Genomic DNA, 14,994 nt, shown 5'->3' with positions numbered 1-14,994 from the left:
GCTACCCGCGCTGGACCAGCTCGTCGTAGGTGCTGAGCACCTGGGCGACGGTGGCGGCCTCGTCCGGCCAGGTCTCGGCCTGCTGCCGGCCGGCCGCCACCAGGCGTTCGCGGCGGGCCGGGTCGGCCAGCAGACCGCCCACCGCCCGGCCGATCGCGGCCGCGTCGCCGGACGGCACCAGCACGGCGGCGTCCCCGACCAGTTCGGGGACGCCGCCGACGGCGGTGGCGACCACCGGCACGCCCGCCCGCATCGCCTCCTGGACCACCAGCGAGCGGGCCTCCCAGCGGCTGGGGACCACCACCACATCCGCGGCGGCCAGCAGGTCCGGTACGTCGGTGCGGTAGCCGAGCAGGCGCACGGGCAGCTTCTCGGCGGCCACCCGCTCACGCAGCCCGGCGGCCTCGGGGCCGTCCCCGGCGAGCAGCAGCAGCGGCTCCGGGTCCAGGGCGGCCAGTTCGCGGGCGGCGTCCAGCAGCAGCCCGAACGCCTTCTGCGGGACGAGCCGGCCGACCGCCAGCACCAGCGGGCGGTCCGGGCCGTCGCCGAGCAGCGCGGCCCGGGCCTCGGCCCGCTCCAGCCGGCCCTCCGGCATCGGCGGGGCGGCGACCGGCCCGAGCCGGGCATCGGTGGCGCCCAGCTCGCGGGCCCGGGCCACCAGGTCGGAGGAGGCGCCCAGCACCAGGTCGGCGGCGCGCGCCACCCGGCGCTCCATCAGCCGCTGGAGCCGCCGCTCCATGCCGGTGGCCAGCAGCGCGTGGTGCGAGGTGACCACGAGCGGGGTCTCCGGGCGCAGGCCCGGGAAGCGGCCGGCGGTGCGCAGCGCGAGGTCGGAGAGGAGCCCGGCGCGCAGGCCGTGGGCGTGCACCACGTCGGCGCCGGTGAAGGCGCGGCGCAGCTCGCCGATCGCGGCGGCGTCGCTGCGGGCGCCCGCGGTGGGGGTGATGTCGACCAGGTGGAATCTGGCGCCGGTGCGGGAGAAGCCGAACAGGGCGTCCGTACCGGCGGGCGCGCAGACCGTCACGGTCACCCCGTGCGCGACCAGGCCCTGGGCCAGGGAGCGCACGTGCGCACCGATGCCGCCGGTACTGGCGGCCAGGACGAGCACCACGTGCAGCTGACCCGGTTCTGGGGCGGCCGCGGCAGCCCGGGCGGCGGAATGGTCCACGTCGTCTCGCATCCGACTCGATCAGGTTCACGCGCCGCGGTGCGAGGATCTCCCGCCAGCGGCGCTCGGGACTGGAAAGCCAGTGTCCAGCCGCCACCATGCCAGGTCGGCGGCCCTCTTGGACAGTCGGCGCCGCCGGGGCGCGTCGCCGTGGGTCCGCGGGGGCCGCCGGGGCCGGCTACCGGTGGCGGGGGGCTCTGGCGGCGGCCAGCAGCTCCTCCGCGTGGGCCCGGCCGAGCTCGGAGTCCTCCAGGCCCGCCAGCATGCGGGAGAGCTCGCGGACCCGCTCCTCGTCGTTCAGCACCTTGACGCCGCTGCGGGTCACGGTGCCGTCGTTGGTCTTCTCCACCACCAGGTGCCGGTCGGCGAAGGCCGCCACCTGGGGGAGGTGGGTGACCACCACGACCTGGGCCGACTCGGCCAGTTTGGCGAGGCGGCGGCCGATCTCGACCGCGGCCTTGCCGCCGACGCCGGCGTCCACCTCGTCGAACAGGTAGGTGGGGACGGGGTCGGCGCCGGCGAAGACCACCTCGACGGCGAGCATCACGCGGGACAGCTCACCCCCGGAGGCGCCCTTGGCGATCGGGCGGGGCTGGGCGCCGGGGTGCGGGGCGAGCAGCACCTCGACCTCGTCCACGCCGTGCTGGCCGTAGGCGACGGTGCGGCCCTCGACCTCGATCCCGGACAGGTCGTCGACCTGGCTGATCGAGAAGGTCACCCGGGCGTGGGGCATGGCGAGTTCCGCCAGCTCCGCGGAGACGGCCTCGGCGAAGCGACCTGCGGCGGCCTGGCGGGCGGCCGAGACCTCGGCCGCCAGATCGGCCAACTCGGCGCGCAGCACGGTCTCCTGGGCGCCCAGCTCGTCTATCCGCTCGTCGTCGCCGTCGAGCTCGACGAGCCGGGCGGAGCCGGCCTCGGCCCAGGCCAGCACCTCGGCCAGGGAGTTCTCCGGGCCGCCGTACTTGCGCAGCAGCTGGGCCAGCACGGCCCGGCGGTCCTCCACGGCGGCCAGCCGGACGGGGTCGGCGTCCAGGTCGTCGGCGTAGCCCGCCAGGTCGCCGGCGACGTCGGCCAGCAGGTAGCCGACCTCGTTCAGCCGGTCGGCGAGGGCGGCGAGCCGCTCGTCGTGATGGCGGACGGCCTCCAGGGCGCGGCGGGACTGCGCGAGCAGGGTGCCCGCGTCCAGCGCCTCCGGGTCGGCCGGGTCGCCGGCCAGTGCGGCGTGGGCGAGGGTCGCGGCGGAGGAGAGCGCGTCGGCGTGACCGAGCCGCTCGGCCTCGGCGCCCAGCTCGGCGTCCTCGCCGGCCACCGGCTCGGCCGCGGCGACCTCGTCCAGGCCGAAGCGGAGCAGGTCGGCCTCCTGGGCGCGCTCGCGGGCCCGGGTGGTCAGCTCCTCCAGGGTGGCGGAGACGTCGCGCAGCCGGCGGTAGACCTCGCGGTACCGGGCCAGCGGCTCGGCCACCGCCTCGCCCGCGTACCGGTCCAGCGCGCCGCGCTGGCGGGCCGGGCGGAGCAGCCGCTGCTGGTCGGTCTGGCCGTGGACGGCGATCAGGTCCTCGCCGAGTTCGGCGAGGAGACCGACCGGCACGGCCCGGCCGCCGACGAACGCCCGGGAGCGGCCCTCGGCGGAGACGGTCCGGCTGATCAGCAGCGCGCCGTCGTCCAGTTCGGCGCCGGCCTCGACGGCGCGGGCCGCCACCGGGGAGCCGGCGGGCAGTTCGAGGCGGCCCTCGACGACCGCGCGCCCGGTCCCGTTCCGCACCAGGCCCGGGTCGGCGCGGCCGCCGAGCAGCAGCCCGAGGCTGGTCACCACCATCGTCTTGCCGGCGCCGGTCTCACCGGTCACGGCGGTGAAGCCGGGAGCCAGTTCGACCACCGCGTCGTCGATGACCCCAAGATCCCGTATCCGCATCTCGTCCAACACGGTGACGACCTTACGAGGTTCCACCCCCGGCGCGCGACGAGCGACAACTCTCCGCCCGCAAGTTCATCCCTTCCGGGAGGTTTGCGCCGCGGTGGGCACGGTGCACCACGGCAGGAAGAACTGCGCCAGCGGGCCGATGGCCAGCGCGTACGCGACGGTCCCGATCCCGGCGGTGCCGCCGAGCAGGAGTCCGGCGGCCAGGACGGTCAGTTCGATACCGGTCCGGATCAGCCGCAGCGAGCGGCCGGTGCGCCGGTGCAGGCCGGTCATCAGGCCGTCGCGCGGGCCGGATCCGAAGCGGGCGCCGATGTAGAGGCCGGTGGCCAGGCCGTTCAGCACGATCGCGCCGGCCATCAGCGCGATCCGGGCCGGCAGCGGGCCGGGCGCGCCGGCCACCCGCAGGGTGAGGTCCATCGCCGCGCCGATCACCAGCACGTTGGCGACGGTGCCGAGGCCGGGGCGCTGGCGCAGCGGGATCCAGAACAGCAGGACGAGGGCGCCGCAGATGGTGACCCAGGCACCCACCGAGAGGCCCGCGGTGCGCTGGAGGCCCTGGTGGAAGACGTCCCACGGGTCGAGGCCGAGCCCGGAGCGCAGCATCAGCGCCATGCTCGCCCCGTACAGCCAGAGCCCGACGGCGAGCTGCGGGAGCCGGCGGCCCAGCGCGTGGGTGTCGCCGAGCAGGCGGGCGACGAGGGACGGGCCCTGCGGGGCGGCGGGAGCCGGGCTCTGCGGGGCGGCGGGGGCTGTGGGGGGCGTCGGCGTGGTCGTGGTGGCCATCGGGGTCTCCTGCGGGTGGTGCTGCACCCCGGGGTTCCGCGCCCGGTGGTGGCGGACTCGACGGCCGCCCTGTCATGATGGCCAGGCCAATGAAGCCCGCTCCAGGGCCAATTCCAAGCAAGTGGACTTGACTGTCATGGCCGACTGGCACACCACCGTCACCGCCGCCGCACTCGCCCGGCTGCTCTCCACCGCCCGGCTGCCCGAGCCGGCCGGCACCCGCCGGCCCGCCTACCGGACCCTGGCCGGCCGGATCCGGCTGCTCGTCTCCGAAGGCCGGCTGCCCGTCGGCGCCCGCCTGCCCGCCGAACGCGAGCTGGCCCTCGCCCTGCGGCTCAGCCGCACCACCGTGGCCACCGCGTACGAGGCCCTGCGCACCGAGGGCTACCTGCACAGCCGGCGCGGCTCCGGCAGCTGGACCGCCCTGCCCGAGGGCGCGCCACCGCCCGGCGACGCCCTGCACCCGGTGCCGCCGGACGAGCAGGGCCGCACCCTGGACCTCGGCGTCGCCGCCCTGCCCGCCCCGCAGCCCTTCCTCGGCGCGGCCGCCGCCCGGGCCGTCGAGCAGCTGCCCGCGTACGCCGCCGGACACGGCCACTTCCCCACCGGCGTCCCGGTGCTGCGCGAGGCCGTGGCCCGCCGCTACACCGAGCGCGGACTGCCGACCACCCCCGACCAGATCCTGATCACCATCGGCGCGATGGGCGGCCTGCACCTCGTCCAGCGGGCGCTGATCGGCCGCGGCGACCGGGTCGCCGTCGAGGCGCCCAGCTACGCGCACACCCTCCAGGCGCTGCGCCGGGGCGACGCCCGCCTCGTCCCCGTCCCGTACGCCCGGCCGGGCGGCCCGGACCGGCAGCCGGAGTGGGACCTCCCCGAGTGGCGCCGCGTGCTGCACGGCGCCGCGCCCAGGGCCGCCTACGTGATCCCGGACTTCCACAACCCGACCGGCGCCCTGGTCACCGAGGAGCAGCGGCGCGAACTGCTGGCCGCCGCCCGCGCCGCCGGCACCGTCGTCCTGGTCGACGAGACCACCGCCGAACTCGGCTGGGGCCTCCCCGACGGCGCGCCGCTGCCCCGCCCGACGGCCGCGCTGGACCGCTCCGCCCAGGTGGTCACGGTCGGCTCGGCCGGAAAGCTGCTCTGGGGCGGCCTGCGGATCGGCTGGGTCCGGGCCGCACCCGCCCTGGTCCGGCGGCTGGCCTCCGAGCGGGTCTACAGCGACGTCGGCGCCCCGGTCCTGGACCAGCTGATCGCCGCCGAGCTGCTGGGCGAGCCGCTGGCGGCTGTCCGCGCCCACCAGCTGGACCGGCTGCGGGCCACCGCCGACGCCTTCGCCGACGCGCTGCGCACCCGCCTGCCGGACTGGCGCTACGCCATGCCTCCCGGCGGGCTCGCGCTCTGGGTCTCCACCGGCGACGTCTCCGGCGCGGCGCTGGCCCTGGCCGGTGAGCACGCCGGCGTGCGGATCGCGGCCGGCAACCGCTTCGGGTCGGACGGCGCGTTCGAGCACCACATCCGGATCCCGCTCACCCTGCCCGTCCCGGCCGTTCCCGCCGCCGTCGAGCGTCTCGCCGAGCTCGCCGCCCGGGCTGTCGCCGGCGGCCGGTGGAGCGACGCCGCCGACGACAGCCAGCCGCTGGCGGTCTGACTGGCGGTCAGTTCACCGCGGCTGGAGCGAAGTTCAGTGCGTCTCCGCCCGCCCGCGCCAACCTGTCACCGGCAGCGCGAACTTGGCCACCAGGCGGTCGGTGAACGGCGCCCGGTGCAGCCGCGCCAGCCGCACCGGCGTCTGTCCCCGGCGGACCTCCACCCGCGCCCCGGCGGGAAGTTCGACCGAACGGCGGCCGTCACACCAGAGCACCCCGTGCGGGGTCTTCGGCTGCACCTCCACCGCCAGCACCGAGTCCGGCGAGGTCACCAGCGGCCGGGCGAACAGCGCATGGGCGCTGATCGGCACCATCAGCAGCGCCTCCACCTCCGGCCAGACCACCGGCCCGCCACCGGAGAACGCGTACGCCGTCGAACCGGTCGGCGTCGCGCAGACCACCCCGTCGCAGCCGAAGTTGGAGACCGGGCGGCCGTCCACCTCGGTCACCACCTCCAACATCCGCTCCCGGGACGCCTTCTCGATCGACGCCTCGTTCAACGCCCAGTCGTGGTGCACCACATCGCCGTTGGTCCGGACGATCACGTCGAGGGTCATCCGCTCCTCGACCTCGTAGTCGGCGTCGACCACCCGCTCGACCACCACCGCGAGATCGTCCCGCTCCGCCTCCGCGAGGAAGCCGACCCGGCCCAGGTTGATGCCGAGCATCGGCAGCCCGTGCTCGCGTGCCAGCTCCGCACCGCGCAGCAGCGTCCCGTCCCCGCCCGCGACGAGGATCAGCTCGCAGCCGTCCGCCGCACCCGGCCCCCCGGCCACGCGCTCGACGCCGTCCGGCAGATCCAGGTCCACCGCCTCGGCCGCCAGCAGCCGGATTCTGATCCCCGCCTTCAGCAGGCCGTGCACCAGCCCCTCGACACTGCGCAGCGCCGCCTCGCGGCCGGTGTGCGCGATCAGGAAGACCGTACGTTCATCACTCATGCCCGCTGCCCTCTCCCTACGCCTGCCGGGTCACCCTCGGCCCGGTTCGGCCGCGTCACCCAGCATGATGGACCGGACGTCCGCAGAGCACCCTATCGGGGGCCCTCCGCGACGGCCCGGTCCGCCTCCGCCGGGTCCAACTGCGGGGCGTCCCTGCGCAGCCAGAGGAAGTACTCGACGTTCCCCGACGGGCCCGGCAGCGGGCTCGCGGTGACCGCCCGCACACCCAGCCCGAGCTCCCACGCCTGCCCCGCGACCTGGCGCACCATCTCCGCGCGCAGCTGCGGGCTCCGCACCACGCCGCCGCTGCCGAGCCGCTCCTTGCCGATCTCGAACTGCGGCTTGACCATCAGCACCAGGTCCGCGTCCTGGGCGGCGCAGCCGGCCAGCGCGGGCAGCACCAGGCCGAGCGAGATGAACGAGAGGTCGCCGACCACCAGGTCGACCGGCGTCCCGCCGATCACGTCCAGGGTCAGCTCGCGCACGTTGGTGCGGTCCATCACGGTCACCCGGTCGTCGCTCTGCAGCGACCAGGCCAGCTGGCCGTAGCCGACGTCCACCGCCAGCACGTGGGCCGCCCCGGCGCGCAGCAGCACGTCGGTGAAGCCGCCGGTGGACGCGCCCGCGTCCAGCGCCCGGCGGCCCTCGACCACCAGGCCCTGCGGCACGAACGCGGCGAAGGCGCCGGCCAGCTTGTGGCCGCCGCGCGAGACGTAGTCGGGGTCGTTCTCGTCCTTGGCCACCACGACCGCCGCCGAGGTCTCCACCTGGGTGGCCGGCTTGGTCGCGGTGGTGCCGCCGACGGTCACCCGGCCGGCCGCGATCAGCTCGGACGCGTGCTCCCGCGACCGGGCCAGCTTGCGGCGGACCAGCTCCGCGTCGAGACGGCGTCGTGCCACTGCCACTGGTGTTCAGCTCCTACAGGTGGTTCTGCGGGTGGTTTCCCGGCGGGGGCGTTCCCCGCGGGTCATTCCCGGTCGAGCGCGGCCAGCGTGTCGGTGAGCCGCTGGTGAACATCTTCGTACACCGCGACGTGCGCCTCGGTCGGCACCCCGTCCAACGCCTCCAGCCGGGCCAGCCCGGCGTCGACGGCGGGGTGGCCGGTCGGGGCGAGCCCGACGCCCAGCGGGAGCGGTTCGCCGTCGGCCGGGTCAAGGGCCGCGGGGGCCGGGTCGTAGGCCCCCGGGGCCGGGTCGAGGTCAGGCACCGGGCTGTTCCGGCTTCTTCGCACCGCCGGTCTTCCGGGCGGTGGTCTTCTTCGTGGCCGACCGCCCGGCCGACGCCTCCGGCGCTGCGGCCTTCCTGGTGCTCGTCTTCCTGGTGGCCGTACTTCCGGCGGTCGCCTTCTTGGCGGTCGCCTTCTTGGCAGTCGCTGTCCCGGTGGTCGTCGTCTTGGTAGCCGCCTTCTTGGCAGTCGTCTTCTTGCTGACGGCCTTCTTGGTGACGGCGCCGTTGGTGGCCGCCGTCCCGGACGCCGACTTCCCGTCGGCGGTCTTCTTGCCGGTCGTCCTCCCGGCCGCGGGCTTGGCGGTGGCCGTCCCCTTCGCCGGGGCCTTCTGCGGCCGCTCCTCCGCCGCCGCTTCCCGCACGCGCTCCGCCCGGGTCGGCGGCACCGGCGGATCGACCTCGACCGGCGCGTCGACCTCGACCCGCTCGGCCACCACCGGCGCGGACGCCACCGGCTCGTCCTCGCGCTCCCAGCCCTGCCCGAACAGCCCGTCGGCCCGCGGCGCCGGACCGGGCTCCCCGGCTCCGGCCTGCGGCCCCGCCGCCGGCCCGTCACCGTCCTCCTCGACCTCGCGCAGCTTGCTCTCCAGGTACGCGAGCACCACGCCGACCTTGGTCACCTGGTCGCCGACCCGCTCGAAGGCCTTCTCGACCTCGCCGCGCGCCACCCCGACGGCGAGGTCCACCCCGGCCCGCCCGGCGGTCACGGCCTCCTCGGCCAGCGTCTGCAGCGACTGGGCGGACGGCGGGAACTGCCCACCCAGCCGGCGCTCCACCTCCGCGACGTCGACCCCGCTCTTCTCCAGCAGCCCGGCCGCCGTCCCGACGACCCGCTTGCCGACCTCCTCCACCAGCCCGGCGGCGACCTCAACCGCTCCCCGCACCGTCTTCGGCAGCATCCGGGTGCCTCCTTAGCGCCTGCGCGCATCGCTCCGTCGCCGTCGGTGCCCGGACCGTTCCGGGCACCCCACAGACGACGCTACCGCCAAAACCCTCCTGCGGTACCGTGGCCCCGCACCACCACAGTCTCCGCCGCACAGGGAGTGGACCAACCGCCATGGCCAACGCCGAGGAGTGCCGCACGGCACTGGAGCAGCTCAGCCGGAACATGGCGAACTCCACCGGGAACGTCCGCAAGGCCGCCGCCCTCGACCGCTCGCTCACCTGCCGGATCACCGATCTCGACGTGACCTTCACCGGCCGGCTCCGCGACGGCCGCATCCAGGACGTCACCCAGGCTCCCGGCGCCCCCGCCCAGAAGGCCGAGATCCGGCTCACGATGAGCAGCGACGACCTGGTCGACATGGTCGGCGGCCGGCTCAACTTCGCCTCCGCCTGGGCCGGTGGCCGGGTCAGGCTGGAGGCGGGCTTCCGCGACCTGCTGCGGCTGCGCACCCTGCTCTGACCCGGCACCCGGCACCCGGCACCCGGCCGGACCCCTTCCGATTCCCGGGACCCGTCCGACCGGCTCGCCCTCCCCCGAGGACCGGCACTCCCCGGGACCGGAACTTCCCCGGGACTCAGAAGGCCAGCTCGGCCAGCGCCTTCCGGCCGTCCACCGGCACACCGTCGGCGTCCAGTGCCGTCCACGCCGCCGCGCAGAGCGCCCGCAGCCCGTCCCAGCGGTTCTCACCGGTGGCCTCGAACCGCAGCTCGCCGTCCTGCGCCACCGCGAGCCAGCCGCCGCAGGCGAAGCCGCCACCCGGCTGTCCGGCTACCTCCGGATGCGGCACGAGCAGCCCGCGCAGGTCCGCCGACACGTACGTCGGCCGGTGCTCCACCGGCGCCGCCAGCAGCTGCGCCGCCGTCGTCACCCCGGTGAAGACCAGCAGGCTGTCCACCCCGCCGTTGAACGCGCCCTCGATGTCGGTGTCCAGCCGGTCCCCGACCACCAGCGGCCGCCGCGCACCCGTGCGCAGCACCGTCTCGCGGTGCATCGGCGGCAGCGGCTTGCCCGCGACCTCCGGCTCCACACCCGTCGCCGCCCGCACCGCCGCGACCAGCGTGCCGTTGCCCGGCGCGATGCCGCGCGCCTGCGGCACCGTCAGGTCCAGGTTGGACGCCACCCACGGCAGTCCGCTCTGGATCGCGAACGAGGCCTCCGCCAGCTGCTGCCAGCCCACCGAGGGGTCGAAGCCCTGGACCACCGCGAGCGGCTCCTCAGCCAGCGTGCGGACGGCCACCAGACCGCGTTCGGCCAACGCCTCCTCCAGGCCGAGGCCTCCCACGACCAGTACCTTCGCCCCGGCCGGGACCTTCTCGGAGACGACCCGGGCCGCCGCCTGCGCGGAGTTGATCACGTCGGCGGGCTCGGCCGGCACACCGAGGTCGGTCAGGTGCGCGGCTACCACGCGGGGCGGGCGGGAGGCGTTGTTGGTCACGTACGCCAGCCGCATCCCGGTCGTCCGGGCGGACGCCAGCGAGTCCACCGCGTGCTCGATCGCGTCGGGCCCGGCGTACACGACACCGTCGAGGTCCAGCAGCGCCGTGTCGTACGCCTCGGTCAGCGGGAGCCCGCTCCCGCCTGGGGCGGTCCGTCGCGCGGTGGTGGCCGTCTCGGTCATGCCTGCTCTACCTCATTCACTGCGTCGATCCCCGTCATCCGTGTCATCCGTGCGGTCCCGGTCGTCCCGGCCGTCCGCACCGCCCGTGCCGGGCGTGGCCTCCGGAGGCTCCAGGTACCCCGGCGCCCCCGGCAGCAGCGGTCCGAACGCCCCGGCGCGCGCCGCCAGGGTGGCCCGGGTCTGCCGGAGCGCGGCCCGGTAGTGGGCGGTCTCCGGCCGCATCGCCACGGCCAGTGCCAGGTGCTCGGCCGACGTCTCGAAGTCGCCCAGCCGCGCCGCCGCGACGCCCCACCCGAACTGAGCGTAGTCGTCCGACGGATCGGCCAGGGCGACGGCCCGGAAGTTCTCCAGCGCCGCCGCGTACGAACCCGCGTCGAACTGCGCTCTCGCCAGCGTCTCCCGGATGCTGCGCGAGTGCGGCTCCGCCGCGGCCGCCCTCGCGAGCAGCTGCTCGGCCGCCGCCGGGTGCCCCTGCGCCAGCAGCTTGCCGCCCCGGCGGAACCACTCGTACACGTCACCCACGGGCTCCCCCGCCCGCCCCTGCGCCGGGATCCCGCCCCCGCCGGGACCGCCGCCGGGGCCCTCTCCGCCTGCGAATCCGTCCGGACCGTCCGGGCCCCCGGTACCGCCGTCGACCCGCTCCTGCCCGCCGCTGCGCTCGCTCACGCCGTACCTCGCCCTCCGGTCACGACACCCGTCCCACCGACCAGCACGGGTGTTCCGATCTCTGAACAACGCGTACCCGGTTACGATGCCCAGAATGAGCACCCCCAGTGCAGAAAGCGGAGCGGAGTCTCCGCAGGGCGGCCCCGGCGATCCCGGTCACGTCGCCACCGCAGGTCTGTCCCTCTCCCCGTTCCGTGGCCTCAGATACGTCCCCGACCGGGTCGGCGCACTGGCTGCGGTCACCTCGCCGCCGTACGACGTCGTCGATCCCGGCCGCCGGCTCGACCTGGAGACCGCCGACCCGCACAACGTGGTCCGGCTGATCCTGCCGCGCCCCGAACCGGACGACACCGGCGACCGCCCCGACCGCGACACCCGTTACCGGCACGCGGCCCGGCTGCTGCGCGACTGGCAACGGGAGGGCGTCCTGGCCGCCGACCCCGAGCCGGCGCTGTACGTCTACGAGCAGCGCGTGCCCGCCACCGGCGACTCCCCGGAGCTGCTCCAGCGCGGACTGATCGGCGCCCTGGCCGTCAGCGGCAGCGAGGCCGGCGTCGTCCTCCCCCACGAGGACGTGATGCCCCGGCCGGTCGCCGACCGGGTCGGTCTGATGCGGACCACCCGCGCCAACCTCGAACCGCTGCTCCTGACCTACCGGGGCAACGGCGGCGCGGCCGGCGTGATCGAACGCGCCGTCCAGGACGAGCCGCTGCTCACCACGACCACCACCGACGGCACCCACCACCGGCTCTGGGCCGTCACCGACCCCGCCGAGATCGCCGAGATCAGCCGCGACCTGGCCACCTGCCGGGCACTGATCGCCGACGGCCACCACCGCTGGGAGATGTACCTGCGGCTCCAGCGCGAGCACCGCCACCTCCCGCGCAGCCCGTGGGACCGAGGCCTGGTACTGCTGGTCGACACCGCCCGCTACCCGCTGAAGGTCCGGGCGATCCACCGGGTGCTGTACCGGCTGCCGGTCGCCGCGGCGCTGGAGAAGCTGGGCGACCGCTGGCAGGTCAAGGAGGTGCCCGGCCCGCTGGACACCGCGCTGCAGTCCCTCGCCGAGCAGAAGCGGCACGGCGGCAGCAGCTTCCTGCTGACCGGCGGTGACGGCGTGTACTGGCTGGTCGGCGAACCCGACGAGGAGTTGCTCGACGCCACCGTGCCGCAGGACCGGCCGCAGGAGTGGCGCCACCTGGACGCGACCGTCCTGCACGCCACCCTGCTCGACCACACCTGGCGCGTCCCCGACGGCCCGGACGACATCGGTTACCTGCACACCGCCGTGGCCGCGGAGCGCGAGGCCGCCCGGAGCGGGGGCACCGCGGTCCTGCTCCACCCGGTGCGCGAGAGCGTGGTCCGCCGGCTCGCCGAGCAGGGCGTCACGATGCCCCGCAAGTCGACCTCCTTCGGCCCGAAGCCGGCCACCGGGCTGGTGCTGCGCAGCCTCGAACTGGGCTGATCCCGGCCTGGGGCCGACCCGGCCGGTCGGTCCGGCTGGTCGGTCCGGCCGGGGCCGACCGAGCCCTGCGGCAAGCTCCGGACAGCAGTGAGGCCCTGCCCCGCCCGGGATCTCCCGGGTGGGGCAGGGCCTCACTCAGTCCTGCTCGACGTCAGGCCTCGTGGCCGAGGGCCTGACGGCCTCAGGCCTTCGCGTCGCTGGAGCGCTCCGGCGCGACGCCGTCGAACTCCTCGTCGATCTCCAGGTCGTCGTCGTCGTAGAACTCCTCGACGTCTTCCTCGTCCTCGAAGATCTCCCGCTCGTCCGGCACGCCGCCACCACGCGGCTTCGCCGGGGCCTCGGCCTGCTCGGCCGGCTCCTCCAGCTCCGGGTCCAGCGCGTCCACGAACTCCAGGCCGTCGATCTCGGCCAGACGCTCCGAGGCGTTGGTCGCACCCTCGCTGTCGGCCTCGGCCGCCTTGGCGAACCACTCACGGGCCTCGTCACCACGGTCGGCCGCGATCAGCGCCTCGGCGTAGGCGTAGCGCAGTCGCGCGGTCCACGGCTGCACCGAGTTGGAGGCCAGCTCCGGGCTCTGCAGGGTGACGACGGCCGCGTCGAACTGCTCCATGTCGGTGCGGGCACCGGCGGCGACCAGACGCATCTCGACCTGGCCGGCCTTGTCCAGCTGCTTCACCTCGGGCTCACCGGCCATCGCCAGCGCCCGCTCCGGACGGCCCAGACCACGCTCGCAGTCGGCCATCACCGGCCACAGGTCCGCGCGGCCGGTCATCCGGCGGGCGGCGCGGAACTCGGTCAGCGCCTCGGAGTAGCGCTGCGTCATGTACGACGCGAAGCCGGCCGCCTCGCGGACGGCGGCCACACGGGAGGCCAGCCGCAGCGCGATGCGCGAGTACTGGTAGGCCTCCTCCGGCTCGCTGTCCAGCAGCCGGGCGACCATCACCAGGTTGCGGGCGACATCGTCGGCGAGCGTCTTGGGCAGGCTCTTGAGCTCCTGGCGGACGTCCGCGTCCAGCTCGAAGCCGGTGACGTCCTCCGGGATCGGCAGGCGCTTGACGGGCTCGTAGTTGCCCCGGCGGTCGTCGTAGTCCCGGCCGCCGCGGTCGTCGCGGTCGCGGTTGTAGCCGCCCGAGGGGCGGTCGTCACGGCGCGGACGGTCGTCGCGGCGGAAGCCGCCACGGTCGTCACGACGGCCCTCGAAACGCCCGCCGCCACGGCTGTCCCGGCCGCCGCGGTCGTCGCGGTCACGGTTGAAGCCGCCACCGGACGGACGGTCGTCCCGGCGGAAACCGCCACCGGAGGGGCGGTCGTCACGGCGGAAACCACCGCGGTCGTCACGGTCGCGGTTGAAGCCGCTGGGCCGGTCGTCACGACGGAAGCCACCGCCGGAGGGGCGGTCGTCACGACGCGGACGGTCGTCACGGTCACGGTTGAAACCGCCACCGGACGGACGGTCATCGCGACGGAAGCCACCGCGGTCGTCACGGTCGCGGTTGAAGCCACCACCGGACGGACGGTCGTCACGACGGAAACCGCCACGGTCGTCACGGTCACGGTTGAAGCCACCACCCGAGGGGCGGTCGTCACGACGGAAGCCACCGCGGTCGTCGCGGTCGCGGTTGAAACCGCCCGAGGAGCGGTCATCGCGGCGGAAGCCACCGCCGGAGGGGCGGTCGTCACGACGCGGACGGTCATCGCGGTCACGGTTGAAGCCACCACCGGACGGACGGTCATCGCGACGGAAACCACCGCGGTCGTCACGGTCACGGTTGAAGCCACCACCCGAGGGGCGGTCATCGCGGCGGAAGCCACCACCGGACGGACGGTCGTCACGACGCGGACGGTCGTCACGGTCGCGGTTGAAACCGCCACCCGAGGGGCGGTCGTCACGGCGGAAGCCACCACCGGAGGGACGGTCATCGCGACGGAAACCACCGCGGTCGTCACGGTCACGGTTGTAACCGCCACCGGAGGGACGGTCGTCACGACGGAAGCCGCCACGGTCGTCACGGTCACGGTTGAAGCCACCACCGGACGGACGGTCGTCACGGCGGAAACCGCCACCGGAGGGACGGTCATCGCGACGGAAACCACCGCGGTCGTCACGGTCACGGTTGTAACCGCCACCGGAGGGGCGGTCGTCACGACGCGGACGGTCGTCACGGTCGTCGCGGCGGGGACCACGGTCGTTGGACCAGCCCCCGCGAGACCGGGGCTCGTAGCCGCGGCCGTCGTCCGATCGACGCTCGGGACGGTCCTGGGGCTGGTTCGACATTGTGGTGACTCCTTCTGCTGCTCAGCTCCACCGCGGCCTGGGCGACACCACTGCCCTCGCGCGGTTCGATGCCGGCCTCCTGGCCGCGCACCTACTCCATTGTCCGACATCCGGAGACCCCCCGCGCATGGGCGGAAGTCCCGATTTGTCGGGGTTGTACACGTTCGCAAAACACAAAAGGCCGCGGCCCCAGCGAATCGCTGGGGCCGCGGCCTTTGAATGATTGTTCGGCGGCGTCCTACTCTCCCACAGGGTCCCCCCTGCAGTACCATCGGCGCTGTGAGGCTTAGCTTCCGGGTTCGGAATGTAACCGGGCGTTTCCCTCACGCTATGACCAC

The 14,994-nt window shown here is 75.1% G+C and carries 13 protein-coding genes, 1 rRNA gene and 1 pseudogene; 3 read left to right on the top strand and 12 right to left on the bottom strand.

The window, feature by feature from the left end; genetic code table 11:
- Position 1: 1 nt before the first annotated feature.
- The 3 genes from J5Y04_RS28365 to J5Y04_RS28355 form a co-directional block, all read right to left on the bottom strand.
- The gene (locus J5Y04_RS28365; protein ID WP_209415257.1) at positions 2-1,180 is read right to left on the bottom strand and encodes a glycosyltransferase family 4 protein; all 1,179 of its coding nucleotides are present in this window, start codon (positions 1,178-1,180) and stop codon (positions 2-4) included.
- Between the two features lie 166 nt (positions 1,181-1,346).
- Positions 1,347-3,080, bottom strand: a complete 1,734-nt coding sequence (gene recN / locus J5Y04_RS28360) for a DNA repair protein RecN (RefSeq protein ID WP_209415354.1) — start codon at positions 3,078-3,080, stop codon at positions 1,347-1,349.
- A gap of 75 nt (positions 3,081-3,155) precedes the next feature.
- Complete coding sequence (locus J5Y04_RS28355) at positions 3,156-3,872, bottom strand: YitT family protein (RefSeq protein WP_245205596.1); 717 nt, start codon at positions 3,870-3,872, stop codon at positions 3,156-3,158.
- 136 nt (positions 3,873-4,008) lie between these two features.
- Here J5Y04_RS28355 and J5Y04_RS28350 point away from each other — a divergent pair, with 136 nt between their 5' ends.
- Positions 4,009-5,523 (top strand): PLP-dependent aminotransferase family protein, encoded by a 1,515-nt coding sequence (locus tag J5Y04_RS28350; protein WP_209415256.1) that lies wholly within the window; start codon positions 4,009-4,011, stop codon positions 5,521-5,523.
- A gap of 33 nt (positions 5,524-5,556) precedes the next feature.
- Here the strand turns inward: J5Y04_RS28350 and J5Y04_RS28345 are convergent, their stop codons facing one another.
- The 4 genes from J5Y04_RS28345 to J5Y04_RS28330 form a co-directional block, all read right to left on the bottom strand.
- Positions 5,557-6,459: an NAD kinase gene (locus J5Y04_RS28345; RefSeq protein ID WP_148642369.1), complete on the bottom strand. Its 903-nt coding sequence runs from the start codon at positions 6,457-6,459 to the stop codon at positions 5,557-5,559.
- 92 nt (positions 6,460-6,551) lie between these two features.
- A complete protein-coding gene (locus tag J5Y04_RS28340; protein ID WP_209415352.1) occupies positions 6,552-7,358 on the bottom strand; it encodes a TlyA family RNA methyltransferase in 807 nt (268 codons plus the stop codon).
- A gap of 68 nt (positions 7,359-7,426) precedes the next feature.
- Positions 7,427-7,666, bottom strand: a complete 240-nt coding sequence (locus J5Y04_RS28335; RefSeq protein ID WP_209415255.1) for a hypothetical protein — start codon at positions 7,664-7,666, stop codon at positions 7,427-7,429.
- Positions 7,659-8,585, bottom strand: coding sequence for a hypothetical protein (locus J5Y04_RS28330; protein WP_209415254.1), 927 nt, complete (start codon positions 8,583-8,585; stop codon positions 7,659-7,661). The genes J5Y04_RS28335 and J5Y04_RS28330 overlap by 8 nt, the downstream gene beginning before the upstream one ends.
- A gap of 158 nt (positions 8,586-8,743) precedes the next feature.
- Here J5Y04_RS28330 and J5Y04_RS28325 point away from each other — a divergent pair, with 158 nt between their 5' ends.
- Positions 8,744-9,091: an SCP2 sterol-binding domain-containing protein gene (locus J5Y04_RS28325; RefSeq protein WP_209415253.1), complete on the top strand. Its 348-nt coding sequence runs from the start codon at positions 8,744-8,746 to the stop codon at positions 9,089-9,091.
- Between the two features lie 115 nt (positions 9,092-9,206).
- Here the strand turns inward: J5Y04_RS28325 and J5Y04_RS28320 are convergent, their stop codons facing one another.
- Positions 9,207-10,250: an HAD-IIA family hydrolase gene (locus tag J5Y04_RS28320; RefSeq protein ID WP_209415252.1), complete on the bottom strand. Its 1,044-nt coding sequence runs from the start codon at positions 10,248-10,250 to the stop codon at positions 9,207-9,209.
- Positions 10,251-10,262: 12 nt separating this feature from the next.
- A complete protein-coding gene (locus J5Y04_RS28315) occupies positions 10,263-10,772 on the bottom strand; it encodes a tetratricopeptide repeat protein (protein WP_307853336.1) in 510 nt (169 codons plus the stop codon).
- A gap of 238 nt (positions 10,773-11,010) precedes the next feature.
- Between J5Y04_RS28315 and J5Y04_RS28310 the strand changes: the two genes are divergently transcribed.
- Entirely contained in the window at positions 11,011-12,381 is a 1,371-nt protein-coding gene (locus J5Y04_RS28310) for a DUF1015 family protein (protein ID WP_209415250.1), read from the top strand.
- Between the two features lie 181 nt (positions 12,382-12,562).
- Here J5Y04_RS28310 and J5Y04_RS43660 read toward each other — a convergent pair whose 3' ends face one another.
- The 3 genes and pseudogenes from J5Y04_RS43660 to rrf all read right to left on the bottom strand — a co-directional run.
- Complete coding sequence (locus J5Y04_RS43660; RefSeq protein ID WP_209415351.1) at positions 12,563-13,429, bottom strand: hypothetical protein; 867 nt, start codon at positions 13,427-13,429, stop codon at positions 12,563-12,565.
- A 99-nt stretch (positions 13,430-13,528) separates the two neighbouring features.
- Positions 13,529-14,656: pseudogene (locus J5Y04_RS43655) on the bottom strand (hypothetical protein); the annotation flags it as partial.
- Between the two features lie 225 nt (positions 14,657-14,881).
- Positions 14,882-14,994 (bottom strand): 5S ribosomal RNA (gene rrf / locus J5Y04_RS28295); the annotation flags it as partial.

The sequence above is a fragment of the Kitasatospora sp. RG8 genome, from assembly GCF_017813315.1.
Lineage (GTDB): Bacteria > Actinomycetota > Actinomycetes > Streptomycetales > Streptomycetaceae > Kitasatospora.
The sequence above is the reverse complement of the archived record's forward strand: the minus strand, read 5'-3'. Positions and strand labels throughout refer to the sequence as shown.

Bases quoted from the DNA above. Each gene is read 5' to 3' on its own strand.
- J5Y04_RS28365 (WP_209415257.1), bottom strand. From the start codon at position 1,180: ATGCGAGACGACGTGGACCATTCCGCCGCCCGGGCTGCCGCGGCCGCC.
- recN (WP_209415354.1), bottom strand. From the start codon at position 3,080: ATGCGGATACGGGATCTTGGGGTCATCGACGACGCGGTGGTCGAACTG.
- J5Y04_RS28355 (WP_245205596.1), bottom strand. From the start codon at position 3,872: ATGGCCACCACGACCACGCCGACGCCCCCCACAGCCCCCGCCGCCCCG.
- J5Y04_RS28350 (WP_209415256.1), top strand. From the start codon at position 4,009: ATGGCCGACTGGCACACCACCGTCACCGCCGCCGCACTCGCCCGGCTG.
- J5Y04_RS28345 (WP_148642369.1), bottom strand. From the start codon at position 6,459: ATGAGTGATGAACGTACGGTCTTCCTGATCGCGCACACCGGCCGCGAG.
- J5Y04_RS28330 (WP_209415254.1), bottom strand. From the start codon at position 8,585: ATGCTGCCGAAGACGGTGCGGGGAGCGGTTGAGGTCGCCGCCGGGCTG.
- J5Y04_RS28325 (WP_209415253.1), top strand. From the start codon at position 8,744: ATGGCCAACGCCGAGGAGTGCCGCACGGCACTGGAGCAGCTCAGCCGG.
- J5Y04_RS28320 (WP_209415252.1), bottom strand. From the start codon at position 10,250: ATGACCGAGACGGCCACCACCGCGCGACGGACCGCCCCAGGCGGGAGC.
- J5Y04_RS28310 (WP_209415250.1), top strand. From the start codon at position 11,011: ATGAGCACCCCCAGTGCAGAAAGCGGAGCGGAGTCTCCGCAGGGCGGC.